This is a genomic window from Nonomuraea sp. NPDC004702, from assembly GCF_053601695.1.
In genome coordinates, this window is the sequence record NZ_JBSGCE010000003.1 from 188007 (window position 1) to 213860 (window position 25854).

General features: G+C 73.6%; 24 protein-coding genes. 11 read left to right on the forward strand and 13 right to left on the reverse strand.

The window, feature by feature from the left end:
* Position 1 precedes the first annotated feature (1 nt).
* Both ACWEJ6_RS05820 and ACWEJ6_RS05825 read right to left on the reverse strand, forming a co-directional pair.
* Positions 2–3145: a BTAD domain-containing putative transcriptional regulator gene (locus tag ACWEJ6_RS05820; protein WP_452421589.1), complete on the reverse strand. Its 3144-nt coding sequence runs from the start codon at positions 3143–3145 to the stop codon at positions 2–4.
* A gap of 76 nt (positions 3146–3221) precedes the next feature.
* Positions 3222–4034 (reverse strand): SDR family NAD(P)-dependent oxidoreductase, encoded by an 813-nt coding sequence (locus ACWEJ6_RS05825; protein WP_452421591.1) that lies wholly within the window; start codon positions 4032–4034, stop codon positions 3222–3224.
* A gap of 121 nt (positions 4035–4155) precedes the next feature.
* Here ACWEJ6_RS05825 and ACWEJ6_RS05830 point away from each other — a divergent pair, with 121 nt between their 5' ends.
* Positions 4156–4758: a TetR/AcrR family transcriptional regulator gene (locus ACWEJ6_RS05830; protein ID WP_452421985.1), complete on the forward strand. Its 603-nt coding sequence runs from the start codon at positions 4156–4158 to the stop codon at positions 4756–4758.
* 22 nt (positions 4759–4780) lie between these two features.
* Here ACWEJ6_RS05830 and ACWEJ6_RS05835 read toward each other — a convergent pair whose 3' ends face one another.
* Positions 4781–5674, reverse strand: coding sequence for an alpha/beta fold hydrolase (locus ACWEJ6_RS05835; protein ID WP_452421593.1), 894 nt, complete (start codon positions 5672–5674; stop codon positions 4781–4783).
* A 53-nt stretch (positions 5675–5727) separates the two neighbouring features.
* On the opposite strand from ACWEJ6_RS05835, the gene ACWEJ6_RS05840 reads away from it, so the two are divergent.
* Complete coding sequence (locus tag ACWEJ6_RS05840) at positions 5728–6264, forward strand: helix-turn-helix domain-containing protein (protein ID WP_452421595.1); 537 nt, start codon at positions 5728–5730, stop codon at positions 6262–6264.
* 21 nt (positions 6265–6285) lie between these two features.
* On the opposite strand, the gene vph is transcribed toward ACWEJ6_RS05840, so the two are convergent.
* Genes vph through ACWEJ6_RS05880 form a run of 8 tightly spaced genes read right to left on the reverse strand, consistent with a single transcriptional unit; the run spans position 6286 to position 13756 of the window.
* The gene (vph, locus tag ACWEJ6_RS05845; protein ID WP_452421597.1) at positions 6286–7146 is read right to left on the reverse strand and encodes a viomycin phosphotransferase; all 861 of its coding nucleotides are present in this window, start codon (positions 7144–7146) and stop codon (positions 6286–6288) included.
* Positions 7147–7205: 59 nt separating this feature from the next.
* Complete coding sequence (locus ACWEJ6_RS05850) at positions 7206–8201, reverse strand: N-acetylglucosamine kinase (RefSeq protein WP_452421599.1); 996 nt, start codon at positions 8199–8201, stop codon at positions 7206–7208.
* Positions 8198–9220: a hypothetical protein gene (locus tag ACWEJ6_RS05855; RefSeq protein WP_387674967.1), complete on the reverse strand. Its 1023-nt coding sequence runs from the start codon at positions 9218–9220 to the stop codon at positions 8198–8200. Before ACWEJ6_RS05855 ends, ACWEJ6_RS05850 begins: the two co-directional genes overlap by 4 nt.
* Entirely contained in the window at positions 9217–9963 is a 747-nt protein-coding gene (locus tag ACWEJ6_RS05860; protein WP_452421601.1) for a sugar isomerase domain-containing protein, read from the reverse strand. The genes ACWEJ6_RS05855 and ACWEJ6_RS05860 overlap by 4 nt, the downstream gene beginning before the upstream one ends.
* A gap of 10 nt (positions 9964–9973) precedes the next feature.
* On the reverse strand, positions 9974–10777 hold the full coding sequence (locus ACWEJ6_RS05865; RefSeq protein ID WP_387674963.1) for a carbohydrate ABC transporter permease: 804 nt from the start codon (positions 10775–10777) through the stop codon (positions 9974–9976).
* Positions 10774–11658: a carbohydrate ABC transporter permease gene (locus tag ACWEJ6_RS05870; RefSeq protein ID WP_387674961.1), complete on the reverse strand. Its 885-nt coding sequence runs from the start codon at positions 11656–11658 to the stop codon at positions 10774–10776. The genes ACWEJ6_RS05865 and ACWEJ6_RS05870 overlap by 4 nt, the downstream gene beginning before the upstream one ends.
* Positions 11649–12884 carry an ABC transporter substrate-binding protein gene (locus ACWEJ6_RS05875; RefSeq protein ID WP_452421604.1) on the reverse strand — a complete coding sequence of 412 codons (1236 nt, stop codon included), beginning with the start codon at positions 12882–12884 and terminating at the stop codon, positions 11649–11651. Before ACWEJ6_RS05875 ends, ACWEJ6_RS05870 begins: the two co-directional genes overlap by 10 nt.
* A gap of 8 nt (positions 12885–12892) precedes the next feature.
* Positions 12893–13756 (reverse strand): MurR/RpiR family transcriptional regulator, encoded by an 864-nt coding sequence (locus tag ACWEJ6_RS05880; protein ID WP_387674956.1) that lies wholly within the window; start codon positions 13754–13756, stop codon positions 12893–12895.
* Between the two features lie 112 nt (positions 13757–13868).
* On the opposite strand from ACWEJ6_RS05880, the gene ACWEJ6_RS05885 reads away from it, so the two are divergent.
* From ACWEJ6_RS05885 to ACWEJ6_RS05905, 5 genes are all read left to right on the forward strand, one after another.
* Positions 13869–15509 carry a bifunctional metallophosphatase/5'-nucleotidase gene (locus ACWEJ6_RS05885; protein WP_449916522.1) on the forward strand — a complete coding sequence of 547 codons (1641 nt, stop codon included), beginning with the start codon at positions 13869–13871 and terminating at the stop codon, positions 15507–15509.
* A gap of 155 nt (positions 15510–15664) precedes the next feature.
* A complete protein-coding gene (locus ACWEJ6_RS05890; RefSeq protein ID WP_452421607.1) occupies positions 15665–16867 on the forward strand; it encodes an RCC1 domain-containing protein in 1203 nt (400 codons plus the stop codon).
* A 156-nt stretch (positions 16868–17023) separates the two neighbouring features.
* Complete coding sequence (locus ACWEJ6_RS05895; protein WP_452421609.1) at positions 17024–18157, forward strand: hypothetical protein; 1134 nt, start codon at positions 17024–17026, stop codon at positions 18155–18157.
* On the forward strand, positions 18154–19290 hold the full coding sequence (locus tag ACWEJ6_RS05900) for a sensor histidine kinase (RefSeq protein ID WP_452421611.1): 1137 nt from the start codon (positions 18154–18156) through the stop codon (positions 19288–19290). The genes ACWEJ6_RS05895 and ACWEJ6_RS05900 overlap by 4 nt, the downstream gene beginning before the upstream one ends.
* A complete protein-coding gene (locus ACWEJ6_RS05905) occupies positions 19287–19892 on the forward strand; it encodes a response regulator transcription factor (RefSeq protein ID WP_358286887.1) in 606 nt (201 codons plus the stop codon). Before ACWEJ6_RS05900 ends, ACWEJ6_RS05905 begins: the two co-directional genes overlap by 4 nt.
* Before the next feature lie 25 nt (positions 19893–19917).
* On the opposite strand, the gene ACWEJ6_RS05910 is transcribed toward ACWEJ6_RS05905, so the two are convergent.
* Positions 19918–21021, reverse strand: coding sequence for an FAD-dependent monooxygenase (locus tag ACWEJ6_RS05910; protein ID WP_452421613.1), 1104 nt, complete (start codon positions 21019–21021; stop codon positions 19918–19920).
* Positions 21022–21120: 99 nt separating this feature from the next.
* On the opposite strand from ACWEJ6_RS05910, the gene ACWEJ6_RS05915 reads away from it, so the two are divergent.
* Positions 21121–21708 carry a TetR/AcrR family transcriptional regulator gene (locus tag ACWEJ6_RS05915; protein WP_452421615.1) on the forward strand — a complete coding sequence of 196 codons (588 nt, stop codon included), beginning with the start codon at positions 21121–21123 and terminating at the stop codon, positions 21706–21708.
* Here ACWEJ6_RS05915 and bla read toward each other — a convergent pair.
* Positions 21701–22633, reverse strand: coding sequence for a class A beta-lactamase (gene bla / locus ACWEJ6_RS05920; RefSeq protein ID WP_452421617.1), 933 nt, complete (start codon positions 22631–22633; stop codon positions 21701–21703). The two genes, ACWEJ6_RS05915 and bla, sit on opposite strands and share 8 nt — an antisense overlap.
* 110 nt (positions 22634–22743) lie before the next feature.
* Between bla and ACWEJ6_RS05925 the strand changes: the two genes are divergently transcribed.
* The 3 genes from ACWEJ6_RS05925 to ACWEJ6_RS05935 are packed head-to-tail and all read left to right on the forward strand — an operon-like array spanning position 22744 to position 25828.
* Positions 22744–23334, forward strand: a complete 591-nt coding sequence (locus ACWEJ6_RS05925) for a TetR/AcrR family transcriptional regulator (RefSeq protein WP_387674929.1) — start codon at positions 22744–22746, stop codon at positions 23332–23334.
* A complete protein-coding gene (locus ACWEJ6_RS05930) occupies positions 23331–24086 on the forward strand; it encodes an ABC transporter ATP-binding protein (protein ID WP_452421619.1) in 756 nt (251 codons plus the stop codon). Before ACWEJ6_RS05925 ends, ACWEJ6_RS05930 begins: the two co-directional genes overlap by 4 nt.
* On the forward strand, positions 24071–25828 hold the full coding sequence (locus ACWEJ6_RS05935; RefSeq protein ID WP_452421621.1) for a hypothetical protein: 1758 nt from the start codon (positions 24071–24073) through the stop codon (positions 25826–25828). The genes ACWEJ6_RS05930 and ACWEJ6_RS05935 overlap by 16 nt, the downstream gene beginning before the upstream one ends.
* Positions 25829–25854 lie beyond the last annotated feature (26 nt).

A 25854-nucleotide genomic window follows, 5' to 3' on the forward strand; every position in this document is an offset into this window, starting at 1 on the left:
TTCAGCGGGCGAGGGTGATCTCGGCCAGTTCGCGGAAGTCGCGGCGGCGGCCGTCGAGGTCCGCCGCGGCGAACGCGGTCTCGCCGAGGCGCTGGCGCGCCTGTCCGGCGATGCGGGCGGCGTCCGGCAGCGAGCGGTCCGGCGTGCCGCGCACCGCCTCGCTGGCCGCGATCAGCCGGACGGCCTGCTCGTCCTGGCCCTCGCGCAGCGCGACGTCGGCGATCCCGACCAGCACCTCGGCGATGGTCGGCGGGAACATGTTCTCCACGGCCGCGTCGAACGCCCTGCGCCGGTACGCGCGGGCCTGCTCGACGTCGTCGGCGAGGTAGCCGTACAGGTCCATGATCGTGGAACGGACGGAGCCGACCATCTCATCGGTGGACAGCACCGCCTGGACGGTGGCCAGGTGCTCGCGCACCTGGTCCGCCTCGCCGCGCCAGCGCGCCAGCTTCGCCTGCCCGAGCGCCAGTTCGGCGAGGGAGTCCGGCCAGACGATCCCGTCGGCGTGCCGCTGGGCCTCGGCCATGGCGGCGGCGCTGGCCCGCTCGTCGCCGAGCAGCCAGTGCAGCTGGGCCAGCCGGGCCCACACGCCCACGACGTCCTCGGTCGCGCCCACCTCGGTCTGCGCCACGGCGCCCTCTTCGTAGTACTCGCAGGCACGGGCGAACTCGCCGCGCATGGCGAGCCGATCGGCCAGGAAGGTCAGCGCCAGGGAGATGCCCATGCGGTCGCCCAGCGCGCGGAACTCGGCGAGCGCGGTCTCGGCGTCGAGATCGACGTCGGTCTCGTCGCCGCCGAGCGTGAGCCGGAACCGGCCGCCGGCCAGCCTGCCCTGCGCCCGCACCCAGGGGTCGGCGTCGGCGATCAGCGGCTCGAACGCGGGCAGGAACGCCGCCGGGCCCTGCAGCGTGCGCTCCAGCAGCGCGGCGAACCCGAGCAGCGGCTTGCGGGACCCGCTGCGCACGGCCAGCCGGTGGGCCTCCTGGATCCACTCCCGCGCCTGGAACTGGTCGCCGCCCACGCCGGACGTCACGAACATGGTCACCATGAGGTAGGCCATCGCCCGCACCTCGTCGGGCACCTCGCCCTCCAGCGCGGACGCGGCGATGCTCAGCTCGGCGCCCTCGGCCCGGTGGCCGCTGAGGAACCAGTAGTAGCCGGCCGCCCCGACCAGCCGCATCGCCTCGTACGCCCACCCCTCGGCGATCGCCCCGCGCAGGGCCGTGATGATGTTGTCGTGCTCGGCGTCGAGCACTGCCAGCCACTCCAGCTGCTCGGCCCGGCGCAGGTGCGGGTCGGCGGTCTCGGCCAGCTCGGTGAAGTGGGCCAGGTGCGCCCGCCGCGCCGCCTCGGACTCCCCGGCCTCGGCCAGCCGCTGGGCCGCGTACTCCCTGATGGTGTTGAGCATCCGGTAGCGCGGGGCGCCGTCGTCGTCGGCCAGCAGCAGCGACTTCTCGGTCAGCGCGGTCAGCACGTCGAAGACCAGCTCACCGGCGGACGCCTCGTCGCCGCACACGCGTTCGGCCGCCTCCAGGCTCGCCCCGCCGGAGAACACCGACAACCGGCGCAGCACGCCGCGCTCGGCCTCGCTCAGCAGGTCCCAGCTCCAGTCGACGACCGCGCGCAGCGTCCGGTGCCGGGCAAGCGCCGTACGGCTGCCGCTGGTCAGCAGGCGGAACCGGTCGTCGAGACGGCGGGCGAGCTGGTCGACCGACATCGTGCGCAGCCGGGCCGCGGCCAGCTCGATCGCCAGCGGGTTGCCGTCGAGCGCCCGGCAGATCCGCGCCATGGCCGCGAGGGTGGGGGCGTCGGAGCCGATGTCCTTGCGCACCAGGTCCGCGCGGTCGCGCAGCAGCCGCACCGCGGGCGAGGACCCGCTCTCGGCCGGCGAGGCGCCCTCGGCGGGCAGCGTGAGCGGCTCGACCTGCCACAACACCTCGCCGGTGATGCCGAGCGGCTCGCGGCTCGTCGCCAGGACGCGCAGGCCGCGGCACTCGCCCAGAAGCCGGTCCGCGAACGACGCGGCGGCCTCGATGACGTGCTCGCAGTTGTCCAGGATGAGCAGGATCGAGCGGTCGCGGATGGCGGTGATGAGCCGGTCCATCGGGTCGCCGCCGCGCCCGCCGCCGAGCATGCCCTGGTCGCGTAGGCCGATCGTGGTCAGGGCGGCCTGCGCGAGCTCGCCGCCGGCCCGGACCGGGGCCAGCTCGACCAGCCAGGCGCCGTCGGGCAGCTCGGGAAGCATCGTACGGGCGGTCTCGGTGGCCAGCCGCGTCTTGCCGGAGCCGCCCGCCCCCGTCAGGGTGACCAGGCGGTACCTGGTGGCCAGGTCGGCGACCGCGGAGACGTCGTCGTGCCGGCCGACGAAGCTCGTCAGCTCGGCGCGCAGGTTGGTCCTGCGGTTGTCCGTCCGCTCCCCCACCTCGCCGCGCAGCAGCGCGGTGTGCAGCTCCGACAGCTCGGCCGACGGGTCGGCGCCCAGCTCGTCGGCCAGCCGCTCGCGGGTGCGCTGGTAGAGGGTCAGCGCCTCGTTCCCGCGGCCCGCCTCGGCCAGCGCCCGCATCAGCGCCGCCACGAACCCCTCGCGCAGCGGGTACGCGGCCACCAGCCCGGTCAGCTCGGTGACCAGCTCCGCGCCCCGGCCGAGCCGCAGGTCGGCGTCGATGCGGTCGCCGAGCGCGGCAACGTGGAGGTCGTCGAGCCGGGTGACCACGGCGTCGAAGGCGTCGCTGTCCTGCATCGCGATGTCGGCCATGGGGGCGCCGCGCCACAGCTCCAGGGCACTGCGCAGCAGGTCGGCGCGGGCGGCGGGCGCGGCGGCGCGGGCCTGGACGATCAGCTGCTCGAAGCGGCACACGTCCACCGCCTCGCGCGGCACGGCCAGCCGGTAGCCGCCGGAATCGGCCTCGATCACGCCGTCGGGCAGCACCCTGCGCAGCCTGGACACCAGCGCCTGCAGGGCGTTGACCTCGTCGGCGGGCGGCCGCTCCCCCCAGATCCAGTCGATCAGCCGCGCGCGCGTGACGATCCGGCCGGGCTCCAGGGCAAGGGCGGCGAGCAGCGCGCGCAGCCGGACACCAGGGACCTCGACCACGGCCCCTTGGGCATTCCGGACCTCGAAGGGCCCCAGCAATCCGACTCGCACACCGCAATTGTGCCGGAACCAGGACAACGCCTGGCCCATCCCCGCCCGTCCGCCCCCTGGAACCGGTCCCCCGGGGTCAGCCGTCGGCCTTGCGGCTGAGGTGTTCCCAGGCGCAGTACTCCGCGGCGCGGGCCTCGTCCATCTGCTGGACGAGGTCGTACGAGCGGCTGCCGACGATCAGCCGGCGCGGCGGATCGGGCAGGTCCACGAGCTCCATGACGACGGGCGCGGCGTTGCTCGGCGGCGGGCCCGCGTCCTCGCCCCACATGGCGGCCAGCTCGGCCCGCAGCCCGTCGTAGACCGGGTCGGGCTCGGTGGCCGTGGTGCCCAGCGTGAACAGGCCCGTGTCGTAGCCGCCCATCTGCAGGTTGGTGACCTTGACGCCGAACGGCGCGAGCTCCATGGCCAGCGCCTGGGTGACCGAGTCGAGCGCCGACTTGCCCGCCGCGTACAGGCCGACCGAGGCCATGCCGCCGCCCGCGCCCATCGAGGTGACCTGGAGGATGTGCCCCGACCCCTGGGCCCGCAGGTACGGCGTCACCGCCTGGGTGACCCAGATCGCGCCGAACAGGTTCACGTCGAAGTGCGCCCTGATCTGCTCCTCCGTGGCCTCCTCCAGCATGCCGAAGAGCATGCCGCCGGCGTTGTTGACCACGACGTCGAGCCTGCCGAACGCGGCCGCCGCCTTGTCCACGCCCTCCCGCACCGCGGCGCGGTCGGAGACGTCGAGCGGCAGCCGGACGAGCGCGCCCGGGTGCCGGGCCTCCAGCTCGGCCAGCGGGCCGACGTCGCGGGCGGCGGCCACGACGCGGTCGCCCCGGTCCAGGGCCGCTTCGGTGAACGCCCTGCCCAGCCCCCGGGACGCACCCGTGACGAACCATACGCGCATGCGCTCTCGCCTCCTTCTCCGTTCAAGACGAGACGGTCCGTCTCGCCGCATGCCCATCAGTGTGCCAGCAGGGACCGGTGACTTGTCAAGACGGACCGTCTCGTCTCGCTGATGGGTTATGATGGGCGGCGTGAAGCAGCCCGATCCCGCGCGCCGCAGCGAGCGCTCCCGGCAGGCGATCCTCCAGGCCGCCAGGGAACTGGTGTCCGAGGTGGGTTACGCCAAGGTCTCCGTCGAGGCGATCGCCGCGCGGGCCGGCGTCGGCAAGCAGACGATCTACCGGTGGTGGCGGTCCAAGGGCGCCGTGGTCTTCGACTCCTTCCTCGCGCTGAGCGAGGGCGGCCCCGGCGACGAGGGCGTGACGCTGCCCGACACGGGCGACATCGAGGCCGACCTGAAGACCGTCATGCGGGCCACCGTGGCGGAGTTCGCCGACCCCGGCTTCGAGGCCCCGATCCGGGCGCTCAACCTGGAGATCGTCGCCGACCCCGAACTGGCCGCCCAGTACCGTGAGAAGCTGGCCGGCCCGGTCGACGAGGCCAAGAAGGCCCGCCTGCGCAGCGCTCAGCAGGCCGGCCAGCTCGCCCCCGACGCCGACCTCGACCTCGCGCTCGAACTGCTCTACGCCCCCCTCTACCAGCGCTGGCTCCTGCGCTCCGGCCCGCTCACCCCGCAGTACGCCGACGCGCTGGTCGACCTGGCGCTCAAGGCGCTGCGCCCCTGAGCCGCGGCCGGGTCCCCGAGTCTCACAGGACCCGCAGCAGGTCGGCCAGCGCCTGGAGCACGGCGTCGGGCCGTTCCTCGTGCAGCCAGCCGTGCCCGGCGTCGTCCAGCACCCGGTGCTCGCCGCGCGGGAAGGAGGCGGCCAGCTCGGCGTGCAGGGCGAGCTTGCCGGCGTTGATCTCCCGCAGCACGTCCTCCGGCCAGAGCTGGGACTGGGTGGCGTCCGCCCCCATGGCCGACAGCACGATCACCGGCACGTCGGGCGCCGGCGGCGCGGCCCTGAGCTCCGCGGAGACCTCGTCGTAGAGGTTGCGGCCCTCCAGCCAGCCGGTGCGCCAGGCGGTGAGGTGGTGGTCGATCAGGGCCTCGCGCACGCCGTCCGGCCAGGCGGCCAGCAGCCGCTCGACGGCCGGGCGGGCGGCGTCGAGCTGCTCCGGCGTCGGGTCCGGGAGGGCCTGTTCGCGCATCTGATCGAGCATCTCGCGCGCCTGCCGGGGCGCGCGGGCGGCCATGTCCTCGTGGAAGGGGTCGAGCAGCAGCAGCGCCGCGACGTCGCCGGGGAAGCGGCGGGCGTAGTGGCGCGCGTACGCGCCGCCCAGGGAGTGACCGGCCAGCACGTACGGGCCGCGCACCCCCGCCGCCGCCAGCGACGCGCGCAGCTCGTCGGTCACCTCGGCCGCGGTGCGGGGCAGCTCGACCGGCTCGCTCCAGCCGGTGCCCGCACGGTCGTAGAGCACGCTGGTCGTCAGCTCGGCGGCGCGGTCGTGCACGTTGAGGTAGTCCAGGCCGACGGCTCCGGCGCCGGGCAGGAACACCACGGGCGGGCCGCCGGCGCCCGAGCGGTGCAGCATGATCCGGCGACCGCCGACGTCGTGCAGGCGGCCCAGCGGAGGGGCGTCCAGAGCGTGGTGGGTCATGATCCGTCCTTTCTCAGGTTTGAGAAAGGTAGCAGGTGTGAGATCGTACGTCCATGGACACGGTGGACCTGCTTCTGCACCCCGTACGGCTGCGCATCGTGCACGCCATGGCGGGCGGCCGCACGCTCACCACCTCCGACCTGTGCGACCTGCTGCCCGACGTCTCCAAGGCCACCGTCTACCGGCACGTCGGCCTGCTGGCCGAGGGCGGCCTGCTCGACGTGGAGGGCGAGCAGCGCGTACGAGGAGCCGTCGAGCGCCGCTACCGGCTGCGCCCGGCGCGGGCGGCCATCGACGCCGACACCGCCGCCGCAGCCTCGCGGGACGACCACCGCCGCGCGTTCGCCGTGGCCATGGCGGCCCTGCTGGCCGAGTTCGGCGCCTACCTCGACCGCGACCAGGCCGATCCGGCCGCCGACCTGGTCGGCTACCGGCAGCACGCCGTCTGGCTCAGCCCGGACGAGCGCGCCGCGCTGATCGCCGACCTGCGCGCCGCGCTGCTGCCCAGGATCGCCAACCCGCCCACGCCCGAGCGCACCCGCCACCTGATCAGCCCGATCCTGTTCCCGGCCGAGGAGCCGTCCGCCTGAGCCCCGTTCTCCCGGACGAGTTCAGCGGTAGCCGGCCAGGCCGTCCGCCAGTTCTTCCTCGTCACCGTCCCGATGCGCGGACAGGGCCTGCTGCAGGGCGAAGGACGCGCGGATGACGGCGATGCGGGCGGCCGTCGCGCCGTCCGACCAGCCTCCCAGCCTCAGCACCCGATCCAGGAAAGGCGTGCCGTAACCGGCCCCGACGGCCGCCAGGTCCTCGGCGGGATCGCCGATCGTCACCTCGTCCCAGTCGATCACCCCGCTGAGCACCGGCAGCCCGTCGTCGTGCTCCCACAGGACGTTCTCCGCGCCGAGGTCACCGTGCACCACGGCCTCGGTGAGGTCGGGAAGGCCGTCGAGCGCCGCGAGCTCCCGCTCGGCCCGCTGACGCCCGCGCCCGGACATGAGCCCGAACAGCTCGGCGCGGACGCCCGCCGTGAACTCCCGCCATCGATCCCGCGGCGCCGGCAGCGCCGCCCGCACGTCGTCCGCCGCGCCGATCCTGGCCAGTTCGCGCAGCAGCGTGACGTACTGCGCCGCCGCGGCCTCGGCCACCCGGGGATCTTCGAGTTCTCCGGCCTCCAGCGGGGCTCCGGGAACGCGGCTGAGGACCAGGAACGGCGGCTCGTCCGTGCCGGGAGCGCCGGCCTCCGGCAACGGCCGGGGCGTGCGGAAGCCGAGATCGAACCCGGCGAGCAGGCGCAGGACGGCCGCCCGCTGCGGCAGCCGGGCGGCCGCGGCCCCGGTGCGCGGCAGGCACACGACCCGATCCGCGCCGATCACCACCTGGTGGAACTGCCCTTGGCGAACGGTGAGCCGCTCCGCCTCGACGCCCGGCAGCAGCCGGCTCAGCAGAGCACGATCCATCTGCGGGACCTGCATGTGGTGCGAACCGTCCTTTCCGCGGCACGGGCGCGATACCCGCCGACCCGGTCACAGTACTAGCGGGGCGGCGGAAGGGCCGTGAAGCGTTCGTGGGCGGCCTGGTCGCCCAGCCGGTCGAGGGCGGCCAGCCAGCACGCCCCGGCCGTGGCGTCGCGGGCGGTCGTCACCCGCCGCCCGGCCAGCCGGGCCAGGACGGCGGCGCGCACCGGGCCGTCCGCGGTCAGCACCCCGCCCGCCAGCACCAGCGGCCCGTCGCCGGACAGCCGGGCCGCCGTCGCGGTCAGCCGCCGGGCGGCCTCGGCGACGATGCCCGCCGCGCACTCGTCCCCCGCGGCGGCCGCCCGCGACACCAGCGGCGCGGCGGCGGCCACGAGCATCCGGTCGGCCTGGGCCAGCCGGACGATCCGGTCCGCCCGCCGCCGCGGCTCGCCCGTCACCCCGAAGTGCGCACTCACCAGATCCACCAGCGGCCCGTACGGCAGTCCGCGGCCCTCAGCGCGGCCCATGCGGCCCTGGGGACGGTCCCGGACGCGATCCGAGGGATCGCCGGGCCGGTCCAGGACGCGGACGGTCGCGCGCACCCCCGCCCGGCCGATCCAGAACCCGCCGCCCTCGTCGCCCAGCAGCCAGCCGAGCCCGTCGGCCACCGCGGTCACCGTCCGGCCGGAGAAGCGGGCCGCCGCGGCGCCCGTCCCGGCCAGCAGCAGCGTGCCGGACGGCGCGTCGGTCCCGGCCGCGTAGGCGATCTCCACGTCGCCGACCATGCGCGGCGGCGCGGCGATGCCGCACTCGGCCCAGGTCCGGCCCAGCGTCGCGGCGAAGGCGTCGTCGCCGCCCGCCACGCCGGCCACCGAGGCGGCCACCAGCGAGGGGTCCAGGCCGTCGAGCGCGCGGCGCAGGGCCTGCCCGATCGCCAGGCGGGCCGCCGCCGGCCCGTGCGCGGCCGGGTTGCCGGGACCGGCGGTGCCGTGCCCGAGCCTGGTGCCGTCCGCCGCGTGGACGGCGGCGCGGGTGGTGGTGCCGCCGGCGTCCACCCCGGCGAAGAGCGTCACCGGACCAGCCGCGCCGCGCCGGGCGCCAGCGTGAGGGTGGCGCCGCACGCCTGGTAGGAGCCGGTCGCCGGGTCGAACGCCTGCGTGATCCCGTCGAGCGTGACCTCCGCCGGCCGGTCGAAGCGGGCGTTGCAGACCAGCCGCCGCTCGCCGTAGTGGCCGACCAGGACGTCGCCGGCGTGCTCGGCCGACGTCCACCCGGTCAGCTCGGCCGCCACCGGGCGCAGCCAGCGGGTGTTGAGGTCCCGCACGACGCCGTAGCGCTCGGTCGGCACGCCGTCACCGCCGATGAGCGCCGGCTGGAAGCCCTCGCCGCGCGCCGGGTCGGGCGTCCAGTAGGTGAAGTACTGGATGCCGGTGTACCCGTAGGCCAGGGCGGTGTTGACCTGCCAGGCCAGCTCGGCGGCCGACGGCTCGCGGTGGCCGTCGTAGGCCAGCGTCTGGACGTACATCCAGGCCGGCAGCCCGGCCCTGCGGGCGTGCTCGCGCACGGTGGCCAGGTCGGCGAGGTAGCCCTCGTCGAACCCGCCGGCCAGGAACGGGTACCGGTCGAACGACAGCACGTCCGGCCGGACGACCCGGGCGAACTCCCCCACGTACGCGTCGTAGGGGCCGGTGGCGTGGCTCGGCAGCAGATTGGCGTAGGCGAACGCGCCGGCCGCCCGCGCGGCGGCGACCCCGGCCGCCAGCCGCGGGAACTGCCCGGCCACCGGCTCGTCCATGAGGCTGAGGCCGCGGAAGGAGCGGAACGGGCGGTAGTCCTCGACGACCTGGGCGATCAGCGGCGCCGGGTCCACGTCCAGGTCGCGCATGAGCACGTCCACCCGCGGGTCGGAGGCGACCAGCATGCCGAGCCCGGCCTCCTCGGCGCGGGCCAGGGCGTGCCGCAGGATGACCCGGTCGCTCAGGTAGTTCCCGGTGATGACCAGGTCGATCCCGGCCTCGGCGATCTCCCGGTAGCGGGCGGCCGTCGTCTCGTGGGGCGGGGGCGGCCAGAAGGCGGCGATCGTCAGGGTCACAGCGCGCCCGTCCTGATGCGGCCGGCGTAGCGGGCCACCAGGGCGTCGTTGTGCGCGTCGGAGCCGGGGATGTTGGCCGACAGGTAGACCGGCGGGACCGTGCCGTCCGCCTGGAGCTCGCCGATCGCCTCGGCCACCATGAGCTGCACGATCAGCGCCGAGGTGATCGAGGAGATGCCGCAGACCGGGCCGTGCTCGGTCGGCAGGACGGCGTCGCCGTACGGGGCCAGGTTGTCGATCACGATGTCGGCCAGCTCGAACAGCCGCTCCCCCGACGGATGCCGCGAGGTGATGGCGGTCGAGTGGGCCAGCGAGGTGATCGCGACGAGCGGCAGGCCGCGCTCCTTGACCAGCCGGGCCATCTCCACGGTCGAGCCGTTGCCGCCGGAGTTGGAGGCGATCACGAACGCGTCGCAGTCCTCCACCGTGTGCAGGGCCAGCACCTGGTGGGCGGTGCGCGGGTCGCGCTCGGCCAGCGGGTCGAACGCGCCGGGATCGGCCGAGCCCAGCACCACCGGGTCGCGCAGGGTGAGCCGGTTGGTCGGGATGAGCCCGCCCGCGCGCCCCGCCACCTCCAGCGCCACCGCCTCCGAATGTCCCGTGCCGTAGGCGTGCAGGACGCCTCCGGCGCGCACGGTCGCCGCGACCAGCGCGCCCGCGCGCCTGATGGCGGGCAGCTGCTCGGCCATCAGCCGGTCCAGCCGCGAGCGCGTCTCGTCGGCGAAGGCCATCACAAGATCCATCAAACTGTCCTCAACGGTTCATGCCGGCGGTGAGCCCGGCGACGATCTGGCGGGTGGCCAGGATGAAGAGCACGACCAGGGGGATCGTCGTCATCACCAGGCCGGCGAAGAGCGTGCCCCAGTCGTTCTGGAACTGGCCGAAGAAGTGGGTGAGGCCGACCGGCAGGGTCAGCTTGCTCTCGTCCCGCATCAGGACCAGGGGGTAGAAGAAGTCATTCCAGATGGGCACGAACTGGAAGACCACCACGGTCGCCAGCGCGGGCCGTACCAGCGGCAGCATCACGTGCCAGAAGGTGGCGAACGGGCCCGCGCCGTCCAGGGCGGCGGCCTCGTCGAGCTCGTGCGGGAGCTGGCGGAAGAACGCGGTCAGCACGAACACGTTGAACGGCACCGACCCGGCCGCGTAGACCAGCACCAGCCCGGCCAGCGAGTCCACCAGGCCCATGCTCTCCAGCAGGTAGAACAGCGGCAGCACACCCAGGTGGGCGGGCAGCGTCATGCCCGAGACGAAGTAGGCGGCGAACAGCCCGCGCCCCCGGAACTCCCGGCGCCCCAGCGGGTACGCCGCCAGCAACGACACCACCGCGCCCAGCAGCACCGAGCAGACCACGACGATCGCCGAGTTCACCACGTACGTGGAGAAGGAGGCGTCGGTCCAGGCTTTGGCGTAGTTGCCGAGCCCGCTGGGCCAGCCGAGCGGCTGGTCGAAGATCTCGCTGGTCGGCCGGAGCGAGCTGAGCAGCATGACCAGCAGCGGCGACATGGAGAAGACGGCGTAGCCCCACAGCAGGACCCGGATCGCCACGGCCTTCACGACTTCCTCCTCAGGACCCGTTCCAGCAGCAGCGTCGAGCCGAAGATGAAGGTGAACATGAAGACCGCCAGCGCCGAGGACGTGCCCAGCGCGTTGACGTCGCCCGAGGCGAAGGCGGTCCGGTAGAACAGCAGGCCGAGCACGTCCGTCGCGCCCGCGGGGGCGCCGTTGGAACCGCCCAGGGCGTAGACCAGGGCGAAGGTGCCCATGCTGCCGATGAAGCTGAGGATGGTCACGGTGGCCATGGCCGGCTTGAGCAGCGGCAGCGTGACGCGCCAGAACACCTGCCAGGAGCCGGCGCCGTCGGTCCTGGCGGCCTCGGCGTACTCCTGCGGGATGCCGCCGAGCGCGGCGCTGAACAGCAGCATCGGGAAGCCCACCCACTGCCAGCTGGTGATCAGGATGACGGTCGGCAGCGCGGTGGCGGGGTCGCCCAGCCACGGCATCGCCAGGCCCATCGGCTTGAGCAGCGCGTTGACCGGGCCGAAGGCCGGGCTGAGCAGCAGGGTCCACAGGTAGCCGATGACCAGCGGGTTGACCAGGTACGGCAGCGCGAACATGGTCTGCAGGGCCCGCTTGCCGCGCCGTACGCGGAACAGCGCCAGCGCGAAGGCCAGGCCCAGCGTGTTCTGCACCAGCATGGTGCCGGCGAAGAGCAGGAAGTTGTGCCCCAGCGCCGGCAGCAGCTGGTCCAGGAAGGCGCCGGACAGCAGGTTCGCGTAGTTGTCCAGCCCGGCCGGCTGGTCGCGCAGGGTGCCCTTCCAGGAGAAGAAGCTGTAGGTCAGCCCGGTGAACAGCGGATAGACCACGAACGCCGAGTACAGGAGGAAGGCGGGGACCAGGAACAGGTACGACGACCCCCGCCGTGCGGCTAGAGCCATGTGGCCACGCTCTTGTCGAGCTGCTCGGCGGCCTCCTCGGCGCTGATGCGGCCCAGCAGCATCTCCTGCAACGCCTTGGAGAACACGGTGGCCGAGGTCGGGTTGCCGTAGGCGAACTCGTTCATGAAGTAGGTGCCGCCGCGCCGGGCGAAGGTGGCGGAGACCTCGTTGAGCAGCGGATCCTTGGGGGTGACGCCGGGCACGGCGGAGAAGATGCGCAAGATGTCGGTGTACAGCTGGCCGTAGTCCTTGGAGGCCAGCCACGCGGCGAACTTCAGCGCCTCGGCCTTGTGCCTGGTCTTGACGTTGACGCCGTACGAGCCGTCGGTGAAGCCGGGCATGACGCCCTCCCCCTCGGGCGTGGGCGGGGTGAAGACGCCCAGGTCGACGCCCTTGGCGTGCTCGCCGAAGAAGTTCAGCTCCCACAGGCCGCCGGGGAACATGGCCGCCTTGCCGGAGGAGAACAGGATCTGCGCGTCGGTGTAGGAGACGCCGGCCACGTCGTCGGGGAAGTACGGCTTGAGCTTGTTGAGCTGGTCGATGCCCTCGACGAAGCGCGGGTCGGCGAACTTCTTGCGCTTGGCCTTGACGTCGGCGATGAACGCGTCGCCGCCCCAGTGGGCGGTGCCGAAGATGCCGGCCACGATCGGCAGCATCCAGTCGTCCTTGCCGCCGAAGGCGAACGGCACGATGCCCTTGGCCTTGAGCTTGTCGGCCGCGGAGATCATGTCGGCGTACGTCTTCGGCGGGGTGAGTCCGTTGTCGGCGAAGATCTTCTTGTTGTAGATCACCTGGAGGGTCTGGACGGCGAACGGCACGCCGTAGACCTTGCCGTCCTTGTCGCCCTTGGCGTAGCGCAGGACCTTCTCGTCGTAGGCGGCCAGGCCGGGCACGTCCTTGGTGTCGAGCGGGAGCAGCCGGCCGGCCTCGACCAGCGGCTGGAGGTTGGCGCCGGCGCGCAGCCAGGCCAGGTCGGGTCCGCTGTCGCCGGCCAGGCCGGTGGACAGGATGGTGTCGTACTCGGTGGCCGTGGTGAACGAGCGGGCGTCGACGTCGATGCCGGGGTGGAGCTTCTCGTACTCGGCGAACATCTTGTCGTAGTTCGCCTCGGGGCCCCAGCCCCAGACCGAGAGGGTGATCTTGCCGGAATCGGCACTCGTCGTGGCGGAGGGGGCACAGGCGGTGACCGCCATCGCCAAGGCGACAGCGGCGGCGGCGAGACGCATGGGGACTCCTAGCGTGGGGGCAGGCGGTGCTTGCTGACCGCGTCGGTGGCCGCGGTGAGCAGTTGGTTGCTGGTCTCGTGGGTGCGCTGGACGACGCCGATGTAGAGGCAGTCCAGGACGAGCATCTGGGTGTGGCGGGCGGCCACGCCGCCGGCGCGGAAGGGGGTGTCCTGCGCGGCGGTGGTCAGCACGATGTCGGCCACCTCGGCCAGCGGGCTGCGCGGGAAGTTGGTGACCGCGACGGTGGTGGCGCCGCGTCGCTTGGCGATGGCCAGCGGCTCGACCACTTCGGCCGTGGTGCCCGAGTGGGAGATCCCGAGCGCCACGTCGTCGCGGTCGCGGGCGTTGGCGCTGCAGACGGCGCTGTGCACGTCGGTCCACAACGCTCCGGGGCGGCCGATGGCGTGCAGGCGCAGGTGCAGGTCCATGGCCACGCCCGCGCTGCCGGCGACCGCGAAGAAGTCGATGAACCGGGCCCGTACCAGGGCCTCGACCGCCCGGTCCACGGCCTGAAGGTCGAGCTGGGCCGCCGTCTCCTCCATGGCGCGCATGTCGCTGGCCAGCAGGCTGCGCAGCACCAGGCTCGCGGGGTCGTCCGGGGAGAAGGCGATCAGGCCCTGCTCGCGCGGGGCGGCGTCGTTGCGGCCCAGTTCGGCGGCGAGCGCCAGCCTGAGCTCGGGGTAGCCGGCCAGGCCGAGCTGCCGGCAGAACCGGGTGACGGTGGTGAGCGAGGTGCCGCACCGCTCCGCCAGCTCGCCGATGGTCGAGGCGGCCACGGTGGCGGGCTCGGCGAGGATCGTCTCGGCGATGCGCCGGTGGGTGGCCGTGAGGGTGGGCTCGATCCCTCGGATTCTGGCCAGGATCGGTGACATGGGAGGAACCCTCCCGCTTCCCGCAAGGTATGTCAATAGTTCACATTCAGCGTCCAATGTTAGAAAATTTCCCTCTTGTGTGAGTCGATGGGACTATGTCACTTTCGTGGCCATGCGCAACCTCCTCATGGCGCTGGTGCTCGGCAGCACCAGCCTGCTGCCCGCCCGCGCCGACGCCGTGGACATCCAGTTACTGGCCTTCAACGACTTCCACTCCGGCTTCCCGACCAGCTTCGCCATGACGCCGTCCGGGCCGGTCGAGGCGGGCGGGGCCGAGTACCTGGCCGCCCACATGGACCGGCTCCAGCGCGACAACCCCGACGGCACGCTGCGGCTCTCGGCCGGCGACAACTACTCCTCCAGCACCATGAACGCCACCGCCCTGCACGACGAGCCGGGCATCCAGGCGCTCAACCTGATGCGCCTGGACGCCTCCAGCGTCGGCAACCACGAGTTCGACGAGGGCATCGCCGAGTTCCGCCGGATGGAGAACGGCGGCTGCCACCCGATCGACGGCTGCGCGCTGCCCGGCTTCAAGGGCGCCGCGTTCCCCTACCTGGGCGCCAACATCGTCGACACCACCACCGGCAAGCCCGCGCTGACGCCCTACATCGTCAAGGAGGTCAAGGGCGTCAAGGTCGGCATCATCGGCGTCGACTACAAGAACGCGCTCAACGAGGCCCCCGGCCCCACCAAGCCGCTGGAGGGCCGCGACGAGGCCGAGGCGGTCAACGCCTACACGGCCGAGCTCAAGGCCAAGGGCGTGCGCACGATCGTCGTCCTGATCCACCAGGGCGGCGGGCAGACCGGCGGCGGCCTGCCCAACGAGTGCAACAACCTGGCCGGGCCGATCAAGGACATCGTGCAGCGGTTCGACCCCGAGGTCGACGCCGTCATCTCCGGGCACACGCACAACCCGTACAACTGCGTGGTCAACGGCATCCCCGTCACGCAGACCTCCGCCCACACGCGCGAGCTCACCAAGGTCGTCCTGACCGTCGACCGGGCGACCGGCAACCCGACCTCCGCCAAGGCCGAGAACATCACCGTCACCCACGACATCAAGCCCGACGCCCGGATCGCCGCCCTGCGCCGCCGCACCGACGAGCAGGCGCAGAAGCTGCTCGACCGGCCGGTCGGCCTGCTCGCCCGCGACCTGACCGCCCAGCGCAACGCCGCCGGCGAGTCCACCGTCGGCCACGCCCTGGCCGACGCCCGCCTGTTCGCCACCTCCGCCGCCGAGAACGGCGGCGCCCAGATCGCCGTCCAGCCGCCCTACGGCGGCGGCATCGGCGGCGACCTGATCGTCAACCCCACCGGCAACGAGATGTCGAACCTGGTGACGCACGGCAAGGCGCTGCGCGTGCAGCCGTTCGGCAACATGCTCGTCACCATGACGCTCACCGGCGCCCAGCTCGAACGGCTGCTGGAGCAGCAGTGGTGCGGCCAGAGCACCGCGCGCGTGCTCGGCGTCTCGCAGGGACTCACCTACACCTACGACAACGCCAAGCCCGCCTGCGACCGCGTCGACCCGGCGAGCATCAAGCTCAACGGCGCCGTCGTCGACCCCGCCGCGAAGTACCGCCTGACCGCCAACTCCTTCGTCGCGACCGGCGGCGACGGCTTCTCGGTGCTGACCGAGGGCACCGAGCGGGTGGAGAAGGTCCGCGACATCGAGGCGTTCGAGTCCTACATCCGCGCCAGGAGCCCGCTGCCCGCCCCGGCCCTGAACCGGGTCACCCGGGTGAACTGACCGTCCTGATCCCGCCCGCCGTGCTCCCGGCGGCCGTCAGCCGGGCGCGGCGAACAGCAGCACCACCTCGGTCGATGGAACGGGATGGAACGCCGCGGAACGCCCATGGTCTGAGGCGCCGTCGTCCGACGGCGCCCGGACCATGAGGAGGTCAGATGCAGCTCTCCATCCCGAGGAGGCTCGGCAGACGATCGCGGGCCGTCCTGGCGGCGGCCGTGGCGGCCGCCGCGCTCGCGACCGCCGTCCCGGCCCAGGCGACGGCGCAGGCGGCGCCGCCCGCCACGCACGCCATCGCCTGGGGCAAGGGCGGTTTCGGGCAGCTCGGCGACGGCGGCTACGCCGACCAGCAGCTCCCCGTCAAGGTACGCGCCGAGGAGCAGGGCTTCACCGAGGTCGCCGGCAGCCTCACCCACTCCCTGGCCATCGCGGCCGACGGCTCGGTCTGGGCCTGGGGGCAGAACAACAACGGCCAGCTCGGCGACGGCGGTCACACCGACAGCAACGTCCCGGTCAAGGTCCAGGGCCTGACCGGGGTCGCGGAGGTCGCGGCGGGCTGGGGGTTCAGCCTGGCGCGCACCGGCGACGGCCACGTCTGGGCCTGGGGCGTCAACAACTCCGGGCAGCTCGGCCTGGGCTCGTTCGGCGGCTCGTACGCCACCCCGCAGCCGCTCGGCGAGCTGCGCGGCATCACCCACATCGAGGCCGGCTGGTTCCACAGCATGGCGTTGCGGAACGACTTCAACGTGCTGGTCTGGGGGGACAACTCGCGCGGCCAGCTCGGCGACGGCACGAACGCGGCGAAGGCGAGCCCCACCGTGCTGCCCGGCCTGGGCGGCGAGAGCGGGCCGGTCTACGACATCGCCGCCGGGTTCTCCCACTCGCTGGCCGTCCGCTCCGACGGCACGCTGCTGGCCTGGGGCGCCAACAACTCCGGCCAGCTCGGCAACGGCACCACCTCGGTCACCGCGTCCTACAGCCCGGTGCACGTCGTCGGCAGGTACGGCCAGGTGCGCGCGGTGGCCGCCGGCTGCCGGCACAGCTACCTGGTGGACGGCTCGGGCAACGTGTGGGGCTGGGGCGACAACACCGAGGCCCAGGTGGCCTTCACCGGCGCGCTCGTCAAGCAGCCGCAGCTCGTCCCGGGCCTGTCGGACGTCAAGGACGTCGCCGCCGGCTGCGCGTTCGGCCTGGCCCTGACCGGCGGCGGCGAGGCGTACGGCTGGGGGCAGTACAACTCGGGCCAGACGGGCACCGGCGTCCCGGTGCCGATGCCGCCCAGGCCGAACGCCTGGGGGCCGGGGCTCACGTTCATCGCCGCCGGCGGCGACCACGGCCTGGCCATCCGCAAGACCGGCTGAACCCATCCGCAGGACGGGCTGAACCCATCCGCGACCCGGACGAACCCGCCGCGAATCTCACGGGCCGACCGATGACATCTGCATCTGTTCGCCGCCGTCCTCCGGGTGCAGGCTGAGTCCCTCGACATCCCCCGAGGAAGGCGGCGACGACCCCTCATGACCCTGCCGCTCACCCTGGTCCGGCCCCGGCGGCCGGGCCGCGCCGCCGTCCGGCCGGGCGGCCTACCCTGGTCAGCCGGGGAACGTCGACGGGTGGTGGGCAGGGTGGCGGACAGGGCGGAGTTCTGGCGGTCCGGCCGCGTCGTCCGGCTGGCGCCGGTCGTCGCCGTCGTGTGCAGCGCCCTGCTGCCGCTGCTGCAGGTGACGCTGTCGTTCGGCTACGAGGGCAACGACAGCCGCACCGGGCTGTGGAGCCTGGCCGCGACCGCGGTCTACCTCCCCCTGCACCTGCGCCACGTCTGGTACGCCGCCCACGCCCGCCGTCCGCCGGCCGGTCGCTGGACGTTCGCGGTCATGGCCGTCGTCGTGCTCGGCGTGACGCCGCTGGCCGGGAACATGTGGCCGCGGGCGTACGCGGGGCTCGTGGTGTCGGCCGTGCTGGTGCTGCCGGCGCCGTGGTCGTACCTGGCCTGCGTCGTTCTGGTGGCGGCGGCCGCGCCGGTGGCGCTGCTGCTGGGCCTGCCGTGGCAGGTGGCGTCGTGGCCGGCGTTCTCGGTGTTGTGCGGCGGCGGGGCGTTGCTGCTGCTCGTCTGGCTCGCCGCGGCGCTGACCCGGCTGCAGGCGGCCAGGGAGGCGCTGGCCCAGCAGGCGGTCGCGCAGGAGCGGCGGCGCATCGACGACGACCTGCGCCGCACGCTCGGCGGCGCGCTGGAGTCGATCGCCGCCCGCGGCGAACGCGCGGCGGCAGCCCTGACCACAGGAAACACCCCTGGCCCCGCCCCCGGGCTGGCGGCGGAGCTCGGGCGGCTCGCCGACGACTCGCGCCGCACGCTGGCCGAGGCCAGACGGCGGGTGCGCGGCTACCGGCAGCCGTCGCTGCGGGCCGAGCTGGAGACGGCCGCCACGCTGCTGTCGGCGGCGGGCGTGCCGACCCGCCTGGAACTGCCCAGGCAGGGCGTCCCCGAGACGATCCCGCCCGGCCCGCGCGCGGCCCTGCGCGCCACCGTCACCCGCCTGCTGCGCGCCGACGGCGTGCGCGCCTGCACGATCGCCGCCACCGTCGCGGGCGGCCGGGTGCTGCTGGAGGTCCGCGCCGACGACGTGACCGAGACGATCGAGGTGGCGGCATGAGCGCGCAGATCCCGCCGGCCTGGGTGCTGCGGCATCCGCACCGGCCGTTCGTCGCGCTGCACGTCCCGCTGGCCGCGCAGGTGCCGGTCTACATCGCCATGGGCATGGAGGGGCCGCCCGGGGACCCCGTCCTGGCGGGCCTGGGCGTCCTGGCGGCCCTCGCGCTCCAGCTCCGCCACAGCCTGGCCGCCTCCCGCGGCGCGCGTCCGGCGGGCTGGCCCTGGACCCTGGCGGCGCTCCTGCTGCTGGCGAACCTGCCCCTGTGGTGGCTCGCCACCCAGTGGGAGGGCATGACCATCTTCGCCCTGGCCTCGATCGTCATGCTGCTGCGCGGCCCGGCGCGGGCGGTGGCCGCCGTCGCGCAGGTCCTGCACCCCGCCGCGCTGGAGGTGGCGCAGATGTTGCACGACGGCGACACGGTCCCGCACGCCCTCCTGCTGGCCGTCTACCCCCTGCTCGGCCTGATCGTGTTCGGCGGGGCGCTGGTCGCCGGGGCCCGCCTGGTGCTGCTGCTGGAGGAGCTGGAGGCCACCCGGGCCGAGCTGGCCGCGGCCGCGGTCGGCGAGGAACGCGTCCGGGTCTCGCGCGACCTGCACGACCTGCTCGGCCAGAGCCTGTCGGCCATCTCCCTCAAGGGCGACCTGGCCCTGCGGCTGCTCGTCAAGGACGCCGGCGCGGCCCGTGCCGAGATCGAGAGCCTGACCGGGGTCGCCCGCGACGCCCTCAGGGACGTCCGCGCGATCACCCGCGACGAGCTGGCCGTGTCGCTGCGCACCGAGATCGACGGCGCGGCGGCCCTGCTCGGCGCGGCCGGGGTCGGCACCCGGCTCGACGTGGCCGCGCTGCCGCCGCTGTCCGGCCCGGCCCACGACGCGCTGGCGTGGGCCATCCGCGAGGGCACCACCAACCTGCTGCGGCACAGCGAGGCCACGACCTGCGCGATCACCGTGGCCCGCGGCGGCGGCAGGGTACGGTTGGAGATCGTCAACGACGGCGTGCGCGGCGTCGGGCGGCCGGGGTCGGGGCTCGCCGGGGTGACCGAACGCGCCCGCGCGGCGTCCGGCTCGTCGTCCACCGCCGTCCACGATGGCCGTTTCCGGTTGTCGGTCGAGGTTCCCGAGGAAGGCCCGTGATCCGCGTACTGATCGCCGAGGACATGCACATGATCCGCTCGGCCCTGGTCGCCCTGCTCTCGCTGGAGGACGACATGGAGGTCGTGGCCGAGATCGAGCGTGGCGACGAGGTGCTGGCCGCCGCCCTCCGGGTGCGCCCGGACGTCGCGGTGCTCGACATCGACATGCCCGGCCTGGACGGCCTGTCGGCCGCCGAGCAGCTGTCGCAGCGGCTGCCGGACTGCCGCACGCTCGTGCTCACCGGGCTCAGCCAGCCGGGGAACCTGCTGCGCGCGCTGAAGGTGCACGCGCGGGGGTTCATCGTCAAGGACGCCCCCGCCCAGACCCTGACCGACGGCATCCGGCGCATCGCCCGCGGCGAACGGGTGATCGACCCCGAGCTGGTCGCCGCCGCCCTGGAGACCGGCAGCAGCCCGCTCACCGCCCGGGAGACCGAGGTGCTGCGCGCCGCCGCGTCCGGCATCCGCACCGCGCAGATCGCCACCCAGCTCTCGTTGTCGCAGGCCACCGTGCGCAACTACCTGTCGAACGCGATCAGCAAGGTCGGCGGGCGCAACCGCATCGACGCCATCCGCATCTCCCGCGACGCGGGCTGGCTCTGAGCCGCCGGGGTCTTCGGCCACGGCCTCAGAGCGCGTACTCCTTGAGCGGGACCGTGTCGTCGACGTCGTCCGGCATGGGCTCCTCCGGCGCGCCGAAGAACCAGCGGGCCGCGGCCCGGCCGTGCCGCTGGTTGCGCTCGACGTAGTCGCGCATGCGGTGCTCGTAGGCGGCCAGGCCCGTGGCGTGGTCGGGCGCCTCGGCCAGCTCCCCGGCCAGCACGTACGCGCCGATCAGGGCCTGTGAGGTGCCGCGGCCGGAGGTCGGCGCCGCGCAGTAGGCCGCGTCGCCCAGCAGCGTGACCCGGCCGTTCGTCCAGGTGTCCATCACGACCTGGCCGGAGGAGTCGAAGAAGAACTCCTCGGCCTCCCGCATGGCCGCCAGCAGCCGGGGCACCTCCCAGCCCGCTCCCGCGTAGTGCTCGGCCACCAGGCGTTCCTGCTGGGCGCGGTCGCGCCGGTCGTAGACCAGGTCGTCGGCGGCGAACGACAGGCCGACCCGCAGCTCGGTGTTGCCGTGGGCGGTGAAGGCCAGGGCGCTGCGGCCGGGGGTGTTGTGCATCAGGCCCGCGTCCCGCAGGTCCAGGATGTTGCCGGTGGTGAACAGCGCGCCGTAGATGCCGAGGTCGCGCACGTAGCGCGACTCGGGGCCGAAGGCGAGCGCGCGCACCTTGGAGTGCATCCCGTCGGCGCCGACCACCAGGTCGAACGTGCGCGGCGCGGCCTTCTCGAACCGCACCCGCACCTCCGCCGCGTCCTGGTCGAGCGCGGTGACGGTGTCGTCGAACAGGTACTCGACGGTGTCCCGGGTGGCCTCGTACAGGACCTTCGTGACGTCGGACTTGAGCACCTCCAGCTCGCCGGAGATCGCGTCGGCGGGCAGCACGGCCAGCGTGTCGCCGGCCTCGTCGACCAGGGTCATGGAGGTCATCGTGGTCGCGTGCCGGCGCATCTCGGCCAGCAGGCCCATGCGGTCCAGCACGTCCAGGGCCGAGCCGCGGAAGTCGATGGCCGCGCCGCCGCCGCGCGGGGCCGGGGCGCGCTCGACGACGGTGACCTGGTGGCCGTGACGGTGCAGCCAGTAGGCGAGGGCGGGGCCGGCGACGCTGCCGCCGGAGATCAGGATGCGCATTGCCATGTCCTCTTTCGTCGGTGAACGCTCCACACCGTACGCAGATTTGGGCAAACGCGCAAGACGGTGGTCTAAGGCGTGCGTGCTAGGCTTCCGGCCATGGGAAATCGCGAAGACCTGCTGGCCGGGGCGCGGCGCTGCCTGGAGGAGAAGGGCTGGGGGCGCACCACCGTCCGCGACATCGCCACGGCCTCGGGCGTGAGCATGGCGGCCATCGGCTACCACTTCGGCTCGCGGGAGGCGCTGCTCAACGCGGCCCTGGTCGAGGCCATGGGCGAATGGGGAGAGAAGGTCGGCGCGGCCCTGGCCGCGCTCGACGACCCCGGCAGGTCACCCGCCGAGAGCTTCGAGGCGCTGTGGGAGCAGCTGATCGGCTCGATCAACGAGCACCGCACGTTGTGGCTGGCCAACCTGGAGGCACTGGTCCAGGCCGAGCACTCGCCGGAGCTGCGCGAGCAGCTCGTGGCCGGTCAGCGCGAGGGGCGGCGGGGCATGGCCGCGCAGCTCACCGGGGTGCCGGAGGAGGAGATCGGCGACGGCGAGGTGCGCGCCGTCGGCTCGGTGCAGCTCGCGCTGCTGCTCGGGGTGATGGCCCAGTGGCTCAACGACCCGCGGGCCGCGCCCTCGGCCAGCGACGTGATCGAGGGCCTGCGGGCCGTCGCCACCCGGTTCGGGCTGGTCAGGTGAGCGAGGCGACGATCACCCGGGTGGCCTCGGCGATCAGCGCCTCCCGGGGCGGCGTGCCGTAGCCGGGGCGGTCGGTCATGACGGCCACCACCAGCGGCGCCGCGCCCGGCGGCCACACCACGGCGATGTCGTTGGCCCTGCCGTAGTTGCCGGTCCCGGTCTTGTGCGCCAGCTTCCACCCCTTGGGCAGGCCGGCCCTGACGCGCGCCGCGCCGGTGGTCGTGCGCAGCAGCCAGCCTTCGAGCAGCGCGCGCTTGGCCGGGGGCAGCACGTCGCCGAGCAGGATCTCCCGGTAGTCGGCGGCGATCGCGCGCGGGGTGGTGGTGTCGCGCGGGTTCTTCGGGCCCATCCTGTTGAGCTCGGGCTCGTAGTGGTCGATGCGGCTGACCCGGTCGCCCAGCCCGCGCAGGAAGGCGGTGAGCCGGGCCGGGCCGCCGGCGTCACGCATCAGCAGGTTGCCCGCGGTGCCGTCGCTGTACCGGATGGCGGCGTCGCAGAGCTGCCGGACGGTCATGCCGGTGGCGACGTGCCGCCGGGTGATCGGTGAGATGGAGTCGATGTCGGCCCAGGTGTAGGTGACGCGGTCGTCCAGGTGGCCGAGCGGGTTGCGGTGCAGGACCGCCGCCGCGGCCAGGGCCTTGAAGGTGGAGCAGAACGCGAAGCGCTCGTCGGCGCGGTGGGCCAGCGTGGCGCCGGTGCCGGTGGCCAGCGCGTACACGCCGAGGCGGGCGCCGTGCCGGCGTTCGAGCGCGGCCAGGCGCGCCGCCGCCGACGGCCTCGCGCTGGGCACGGCCACCGCCGGGGAAGGCGACGGCGAGGAGGTCGCGGGCCGCACGGCCGTACGGCGGACGTCGGCGCCGCAGGCCGTCAGCGGCAGCAGCGCCGCCACCGTCAGCAGGGCACGCCGCGATGGCTCGTAGGACATTCGGTGCTCCCTGCTCCCCCGGCCGGTCGATCTTCCCGCCACCACCCTAGGCGTGCCGCCCAGGTCCAACCGTCTTTACCATCTTTGAATGACCGTTTAATATCTTGAACGTGCCATCAGGAGAGCGGACGTTCGTCGAGGAGAACCGGCGGGCCCAGATCATCGACTGCGCCGTCGAGGCTCTGGCGACGCTCGGATACCAGCAGGCGTCGATGGCGAAGATCGCCAAGCTCGCCGGCATCACGCCGGGCCTCATCGCCTACTACTTCGGCAGCAAGGACGAGCTGATCGAGGCGGTCGTCGGCCACGCGGTCAAGCTCGCCACCGACCTGATGGTGCCGCGCATCCTGGCGCAGACCACCGCCACCGACGGGCTGCGCGTCTACTTCGAGACCAACCTCGAGTTCATGCGGGTGCACCGCAAACCCCTGCTGGCGCTGGTCGAGATCATCACCCACGACCACGACGGGCCCTACGCGGGCCAGCAGGGCACCGCCATCGACGACATCGAGAAGCTGCTGGCGTGGGGCCAGCAGACCGGCGAGTTCCGGGAGTTCCAGCTGCGGCCGATGGCGATCGCGATCCGCGGCGCCATCGACGCCGTGCCGAGCTACGTGCTGAAGGACCCCGACTACGACCTCAGCGCCCTCGCCGCCGAACTGGCCACCATCTTCACCCTCGCCACCAGGAGGACCTCATGACGCCGGCGCTTGAGATCAGCGGTCTGACCAAGAGATTCGGCGACAAGGTCGCCGTCGACGCGATCCACCTCACCGTCCCCCAGGGGTCGTTCTTCGGGCTCGTCGGCCAGAACGGCGCCGGCAAGACCACCACCCTGTCCATGGCCGTCGGCCTGCTGCGCCCCGACGCGGGCGGCGCCACGATCTTCGGCCAGGACGTCTGGTCGGCTCCGGCGCAGGCCAAGGCCCTGGTCGGGGTGCTGCCCGACGGCATGGCCATGCCCGAGCGGCTGACCGGCCGCGAAGTGCTCACCTACCTCGGCCTGCTGCGCGGCCTGCCCAAGGACGAGGTGGCCCGGCGCGCCGACGAGCTGCTGGACGTGCTGGAACTGGACGGCGCCGGCACCACGCTGGTCATCGAGTACTCCACCGGCATGCGCAAGAAGATCGGGCTGGCCACCGCGCTGCTGCACGCGCCCCGGCTGCTGGTGCTGGACGAGCCGTTCGAGGCGGTCGACCCGGTCTCGGCCGCCACGATCAAGCGGATCCTGCGCGGGTTCGTCGCGAACGGCGGCTCGATCGTGCTCTCCAGCCACGTCATGGCCCTGGTGGAGCAGCTCTGCGACCGGGTCGCGGTGATCGACAAGGGCGCGGTGGCCGCGGCCGGCACCCTCGACGAGGTGCGCGGCGGCCGCTCGCTGGAGGACACCTTCGTCGCCCTCGTCGGCAACGACGACACCGGCGTGAAGGAGCTGTCGTGGCTGTCACGCTGACCCCGCCGAACACCCCCGGCACCCTGGCCACCATGGCCCGGATGAAGGTCGCGCTCCTGCGCCACGCCTTCCGGGGCGCCCGGGCCCAGACCGCGGGCACGGGCGCCGCGCTGGGCGCGCTGCTCGCCGCCGGGACGATCTACCTGGCCTTCGCCGACCCCGAGCTGCTGGCCGCCGCCTACGCGGTGTGGCTGCTGGGCTGGATGCTCGGCCCCGTCTTCATGGGCGGCGGCGACGAGACGCTGCGGCCGGAGTACTTCACGATGCTCGGCCTGCCGCCGCGCCGCCTGGCGTCCGGGCTGCTGGTGGCGGCCTTCGTCGGCGTCGCGCCGCTGGTCAGCCTGACCGCGCTGCTCGGCCTGCCGATCGCGGGCGCGCGGCTCGGGCCGGTCAATGCCCTGGTGGCCGTGCCGGCGATGATCTTGCAGCTGGCCGTGTTCGTGCTGCTGTCGAAGCTCGCGGTGGCGCTGGTCGGGCAGGCGCTGCGGTCCCGGGCGGGCGCGATCGCCTCCGGCGTGCTCAACGGCGCGATCCTGGCGGCGCTCGGCCAGATCTGGATCTTCTTCGTGGCCTTCGGCCAGACCGGTATGCCGTCGTTCGTCCGGTATCTGCCCTCCGGGTGGGGGCTGCTGGCCGTCCAGGGCGAGTGGTGGGCGCCGGCCGCCCTGGCGCTCCTGGCCGTGCTGCTGCTCGGCGCGTGGGCGGTGCTGCTGGGGCGGCGCGCGGGGGCGACGCAGCGGTCCGGGCGCACCCGGCGTCCGATGACGGCCGCCACCGCCAACGGGGCGATCGTCGCCAAGGAGCTGCGCACCTGGTCACGTGATCTGGTGCGCAACCACCAGCTCACGTTCGCGCTGTCGTACGCCGTCTGCTTCGCGGCCGTCCCGCTGGTCGTCGGGTGGAACGGCATGCTGCCCTACGCGGGCCCGATCTTCGTCGTGATGGCCGCGGCCATGGCCGCCAACCAGTACGGCGCCGACGGCACCGCGCTCTGGCTGACCCTGATGACCCCCGGCGCGAGCGACGTGCGCGGCCGGCAACTGGCGTGGCTGACGGCGCAGACGCCGGTGGCGGCCGTGCTGACCGTGGCGTTCACCGCGATCACCGGCGGTCCGTGGCCGCTGGTCCTGGCGCTGCTGGCGGCCCTGCTGGGCGGCGCGGCCGGGCTGGTGCCGCTGATCTCGGTGTACGGGCTGGTGCCCGGCACCGACCCGCACCGCCGCGCCGGCAACCCGCTGCGCACCAGCGAGGACGACGGCGGCCTGACCGGGCTGGCCTACCTGACCCTCGCCCTGGTGGCCCTCACCGGGCTGCCCGCGGCGCTGGTCGCCCTCCGGTACGGCTGGGCCGGGGTCGCCGTCGGCGTCCTGACGGGGGCGCTGTGCGTCTGGGGCCTCGGCCTGCTCGCCGAACGTCGCCTGCGCGCGCAAGGTCCCGAGCTGCTGGACCTGATGCGCACCGGCCGCAGGCAGCGGCCCGCCGTGGCCTCCCGCTTCGACCGGCTGTCCACGACGCAGCGCATGGTCACCTGGTGGTGCTTCGGCCTCGGCGCGATCCCGCTGGTGCCGCAGGGCGTCCTCGCGGCCGTCTTCGTCTCCGACGGCATGCTGCGCCACTCCTGGTTCCTGGCCACGTACATGCCGGCCGGGCTGCGCTATCCGGTCGCCGCCGGGTTCGTCCTGCTCGGCCTGGCGATGTACGGCCTGGGCCTGTGGATGATCAGGCCGCGCCCGTCCTCGTAGGTTTTGACACCTCCTACGGCTAACCG

Excerpts from the sequence above, each read along its gene's own strand:
- ACWEJ6_RS05825 (WP_452421591.1), bottom strand. The coding sequence starts at position 4,034 with ATGCGCGTATGGTTCGTCACGGGTGCGTCCCGGGGGCTGGGCAGGGCG.
- ACWEJ6_RS05830 (WP_452421985.1), top strand. The coding sequence starts at position 4,156 with ATGGGCGGCGTGAAGCAGCCCGATCCCGCGCGCCGCAGCGAGCGCTCC.
- ACWEJ6_RS05835 (WP_452421593.1), bottom strand. The coding sequence starts at position 5,674 with ATGACCCACCACGCTCTGGACGCCCCTCCGCTGGGCCGCCTGCACGAC.
- ACWEJ6_RS05840 (WP_452421595.1), top strand. The coding sequence starts at position 5,728 with ATGGACACGGTGGACCTGCTTCTGCACCCCGTACGGCTGCGCATCGTG.
- vph (WP_452421597.1), bottom strand. The coding sequence starts at position 7,146 with ATGCAGGTCCCGCAGATGGATCGTGCTCTGCTGAGCCGGCTGCTGCCG.
- ACWEJ6_RS05860 (WP_452421601.1), bottom strand. The coding sequence starts at position 9,963 with ATGGATCTTGTGATGGCCTTCGCCGACGAGACGCGCTCGCGGCTGGAC.
- ACWEJ6_RS05870 (WP_387674961.1), bottom strand. The coding sequence starts at position 11,658 with ATGGCTCTAGCCGCACGGCGGGGGTCGTCGTACCTGTTCCTGGTCCCC.
- ACWEJ6_RS05875 (WP_452421604.1), bottom strand. The coding sequence starts at position 12,884 with ATGCGTCTCGCCGCCGCCGCTGTCGCCTTGGCGATGGCGGTCACCGCC.
- ACWEJ6_RS05880 (WP_387674956.1), bottom strand. The coding sequence starts at position 13,756 with ATGTCACCGATCCTGGCCAGAATCCGAGGGATCGAGCCCACCCTCACG.
- ACWEJ6_RS05885 (WP_449916522.1), top strand. The coding sequence starts at position 13,869 with ATGCGCAACCTCCTCATGGCGCTGGTGCTCGGCAGCACCAGCCTGCTG.
- ACWEJ6_RS05890 (WP_452421607.1), top strand. The coding sequence starts at position 15,665 with ATGCAGCTCTCCATCCCGAGGAGGCTCGGCAGACGATCGCGGGCCGTC.
- ACWEJ6_RS05895 (WP_452421609.1), top strand. The coding sequence starts at position 17,024 with ATGACCCTGCCGCTCACCCTGGTCCGGCCCCGGCGGCCGGGCCGCGCC.
- ACWEJ6_RS05900 (WP_452421611.1), top strand. The coding sequence starts at position 18,154 with ATGAGCGCGCAGATCCCGCCGGCCTGGGTGCTGCGGCATCCGCACCGG.
- ACWEJ6_RS05910 (WP_452421613.1), bottom strand. The coding sequence starts at position 21,021 with ATGCGCATCCTGATCTCCGGCGGCAGCGTCGCCGGCCCCGCCCTCGCC.
- ACWEJ6_RS05915 (WP_452421615.1), top strand. The coding sequence starts at position 21,121 with ATGGGAAATCGCGAAGACCTGCTGGCCGGGGCGCGGCGCTGCCTGGAG.
- bla (WP_452421617.1), bottom strand. The coding sequence starts at position 22,633 with ATGTCCTACGAGCCATCGCGGCGTGCCCTGCTGACGGTGGCGGCGCTG.
- ACWEJ6_RS05930 (WP_452421619.1), top strand. The coding sequence starts at position 23,331 with ATGACGCCGGCGCTTGAGATCAGCGGTCTGACCAAGAGATTCGGCGAC.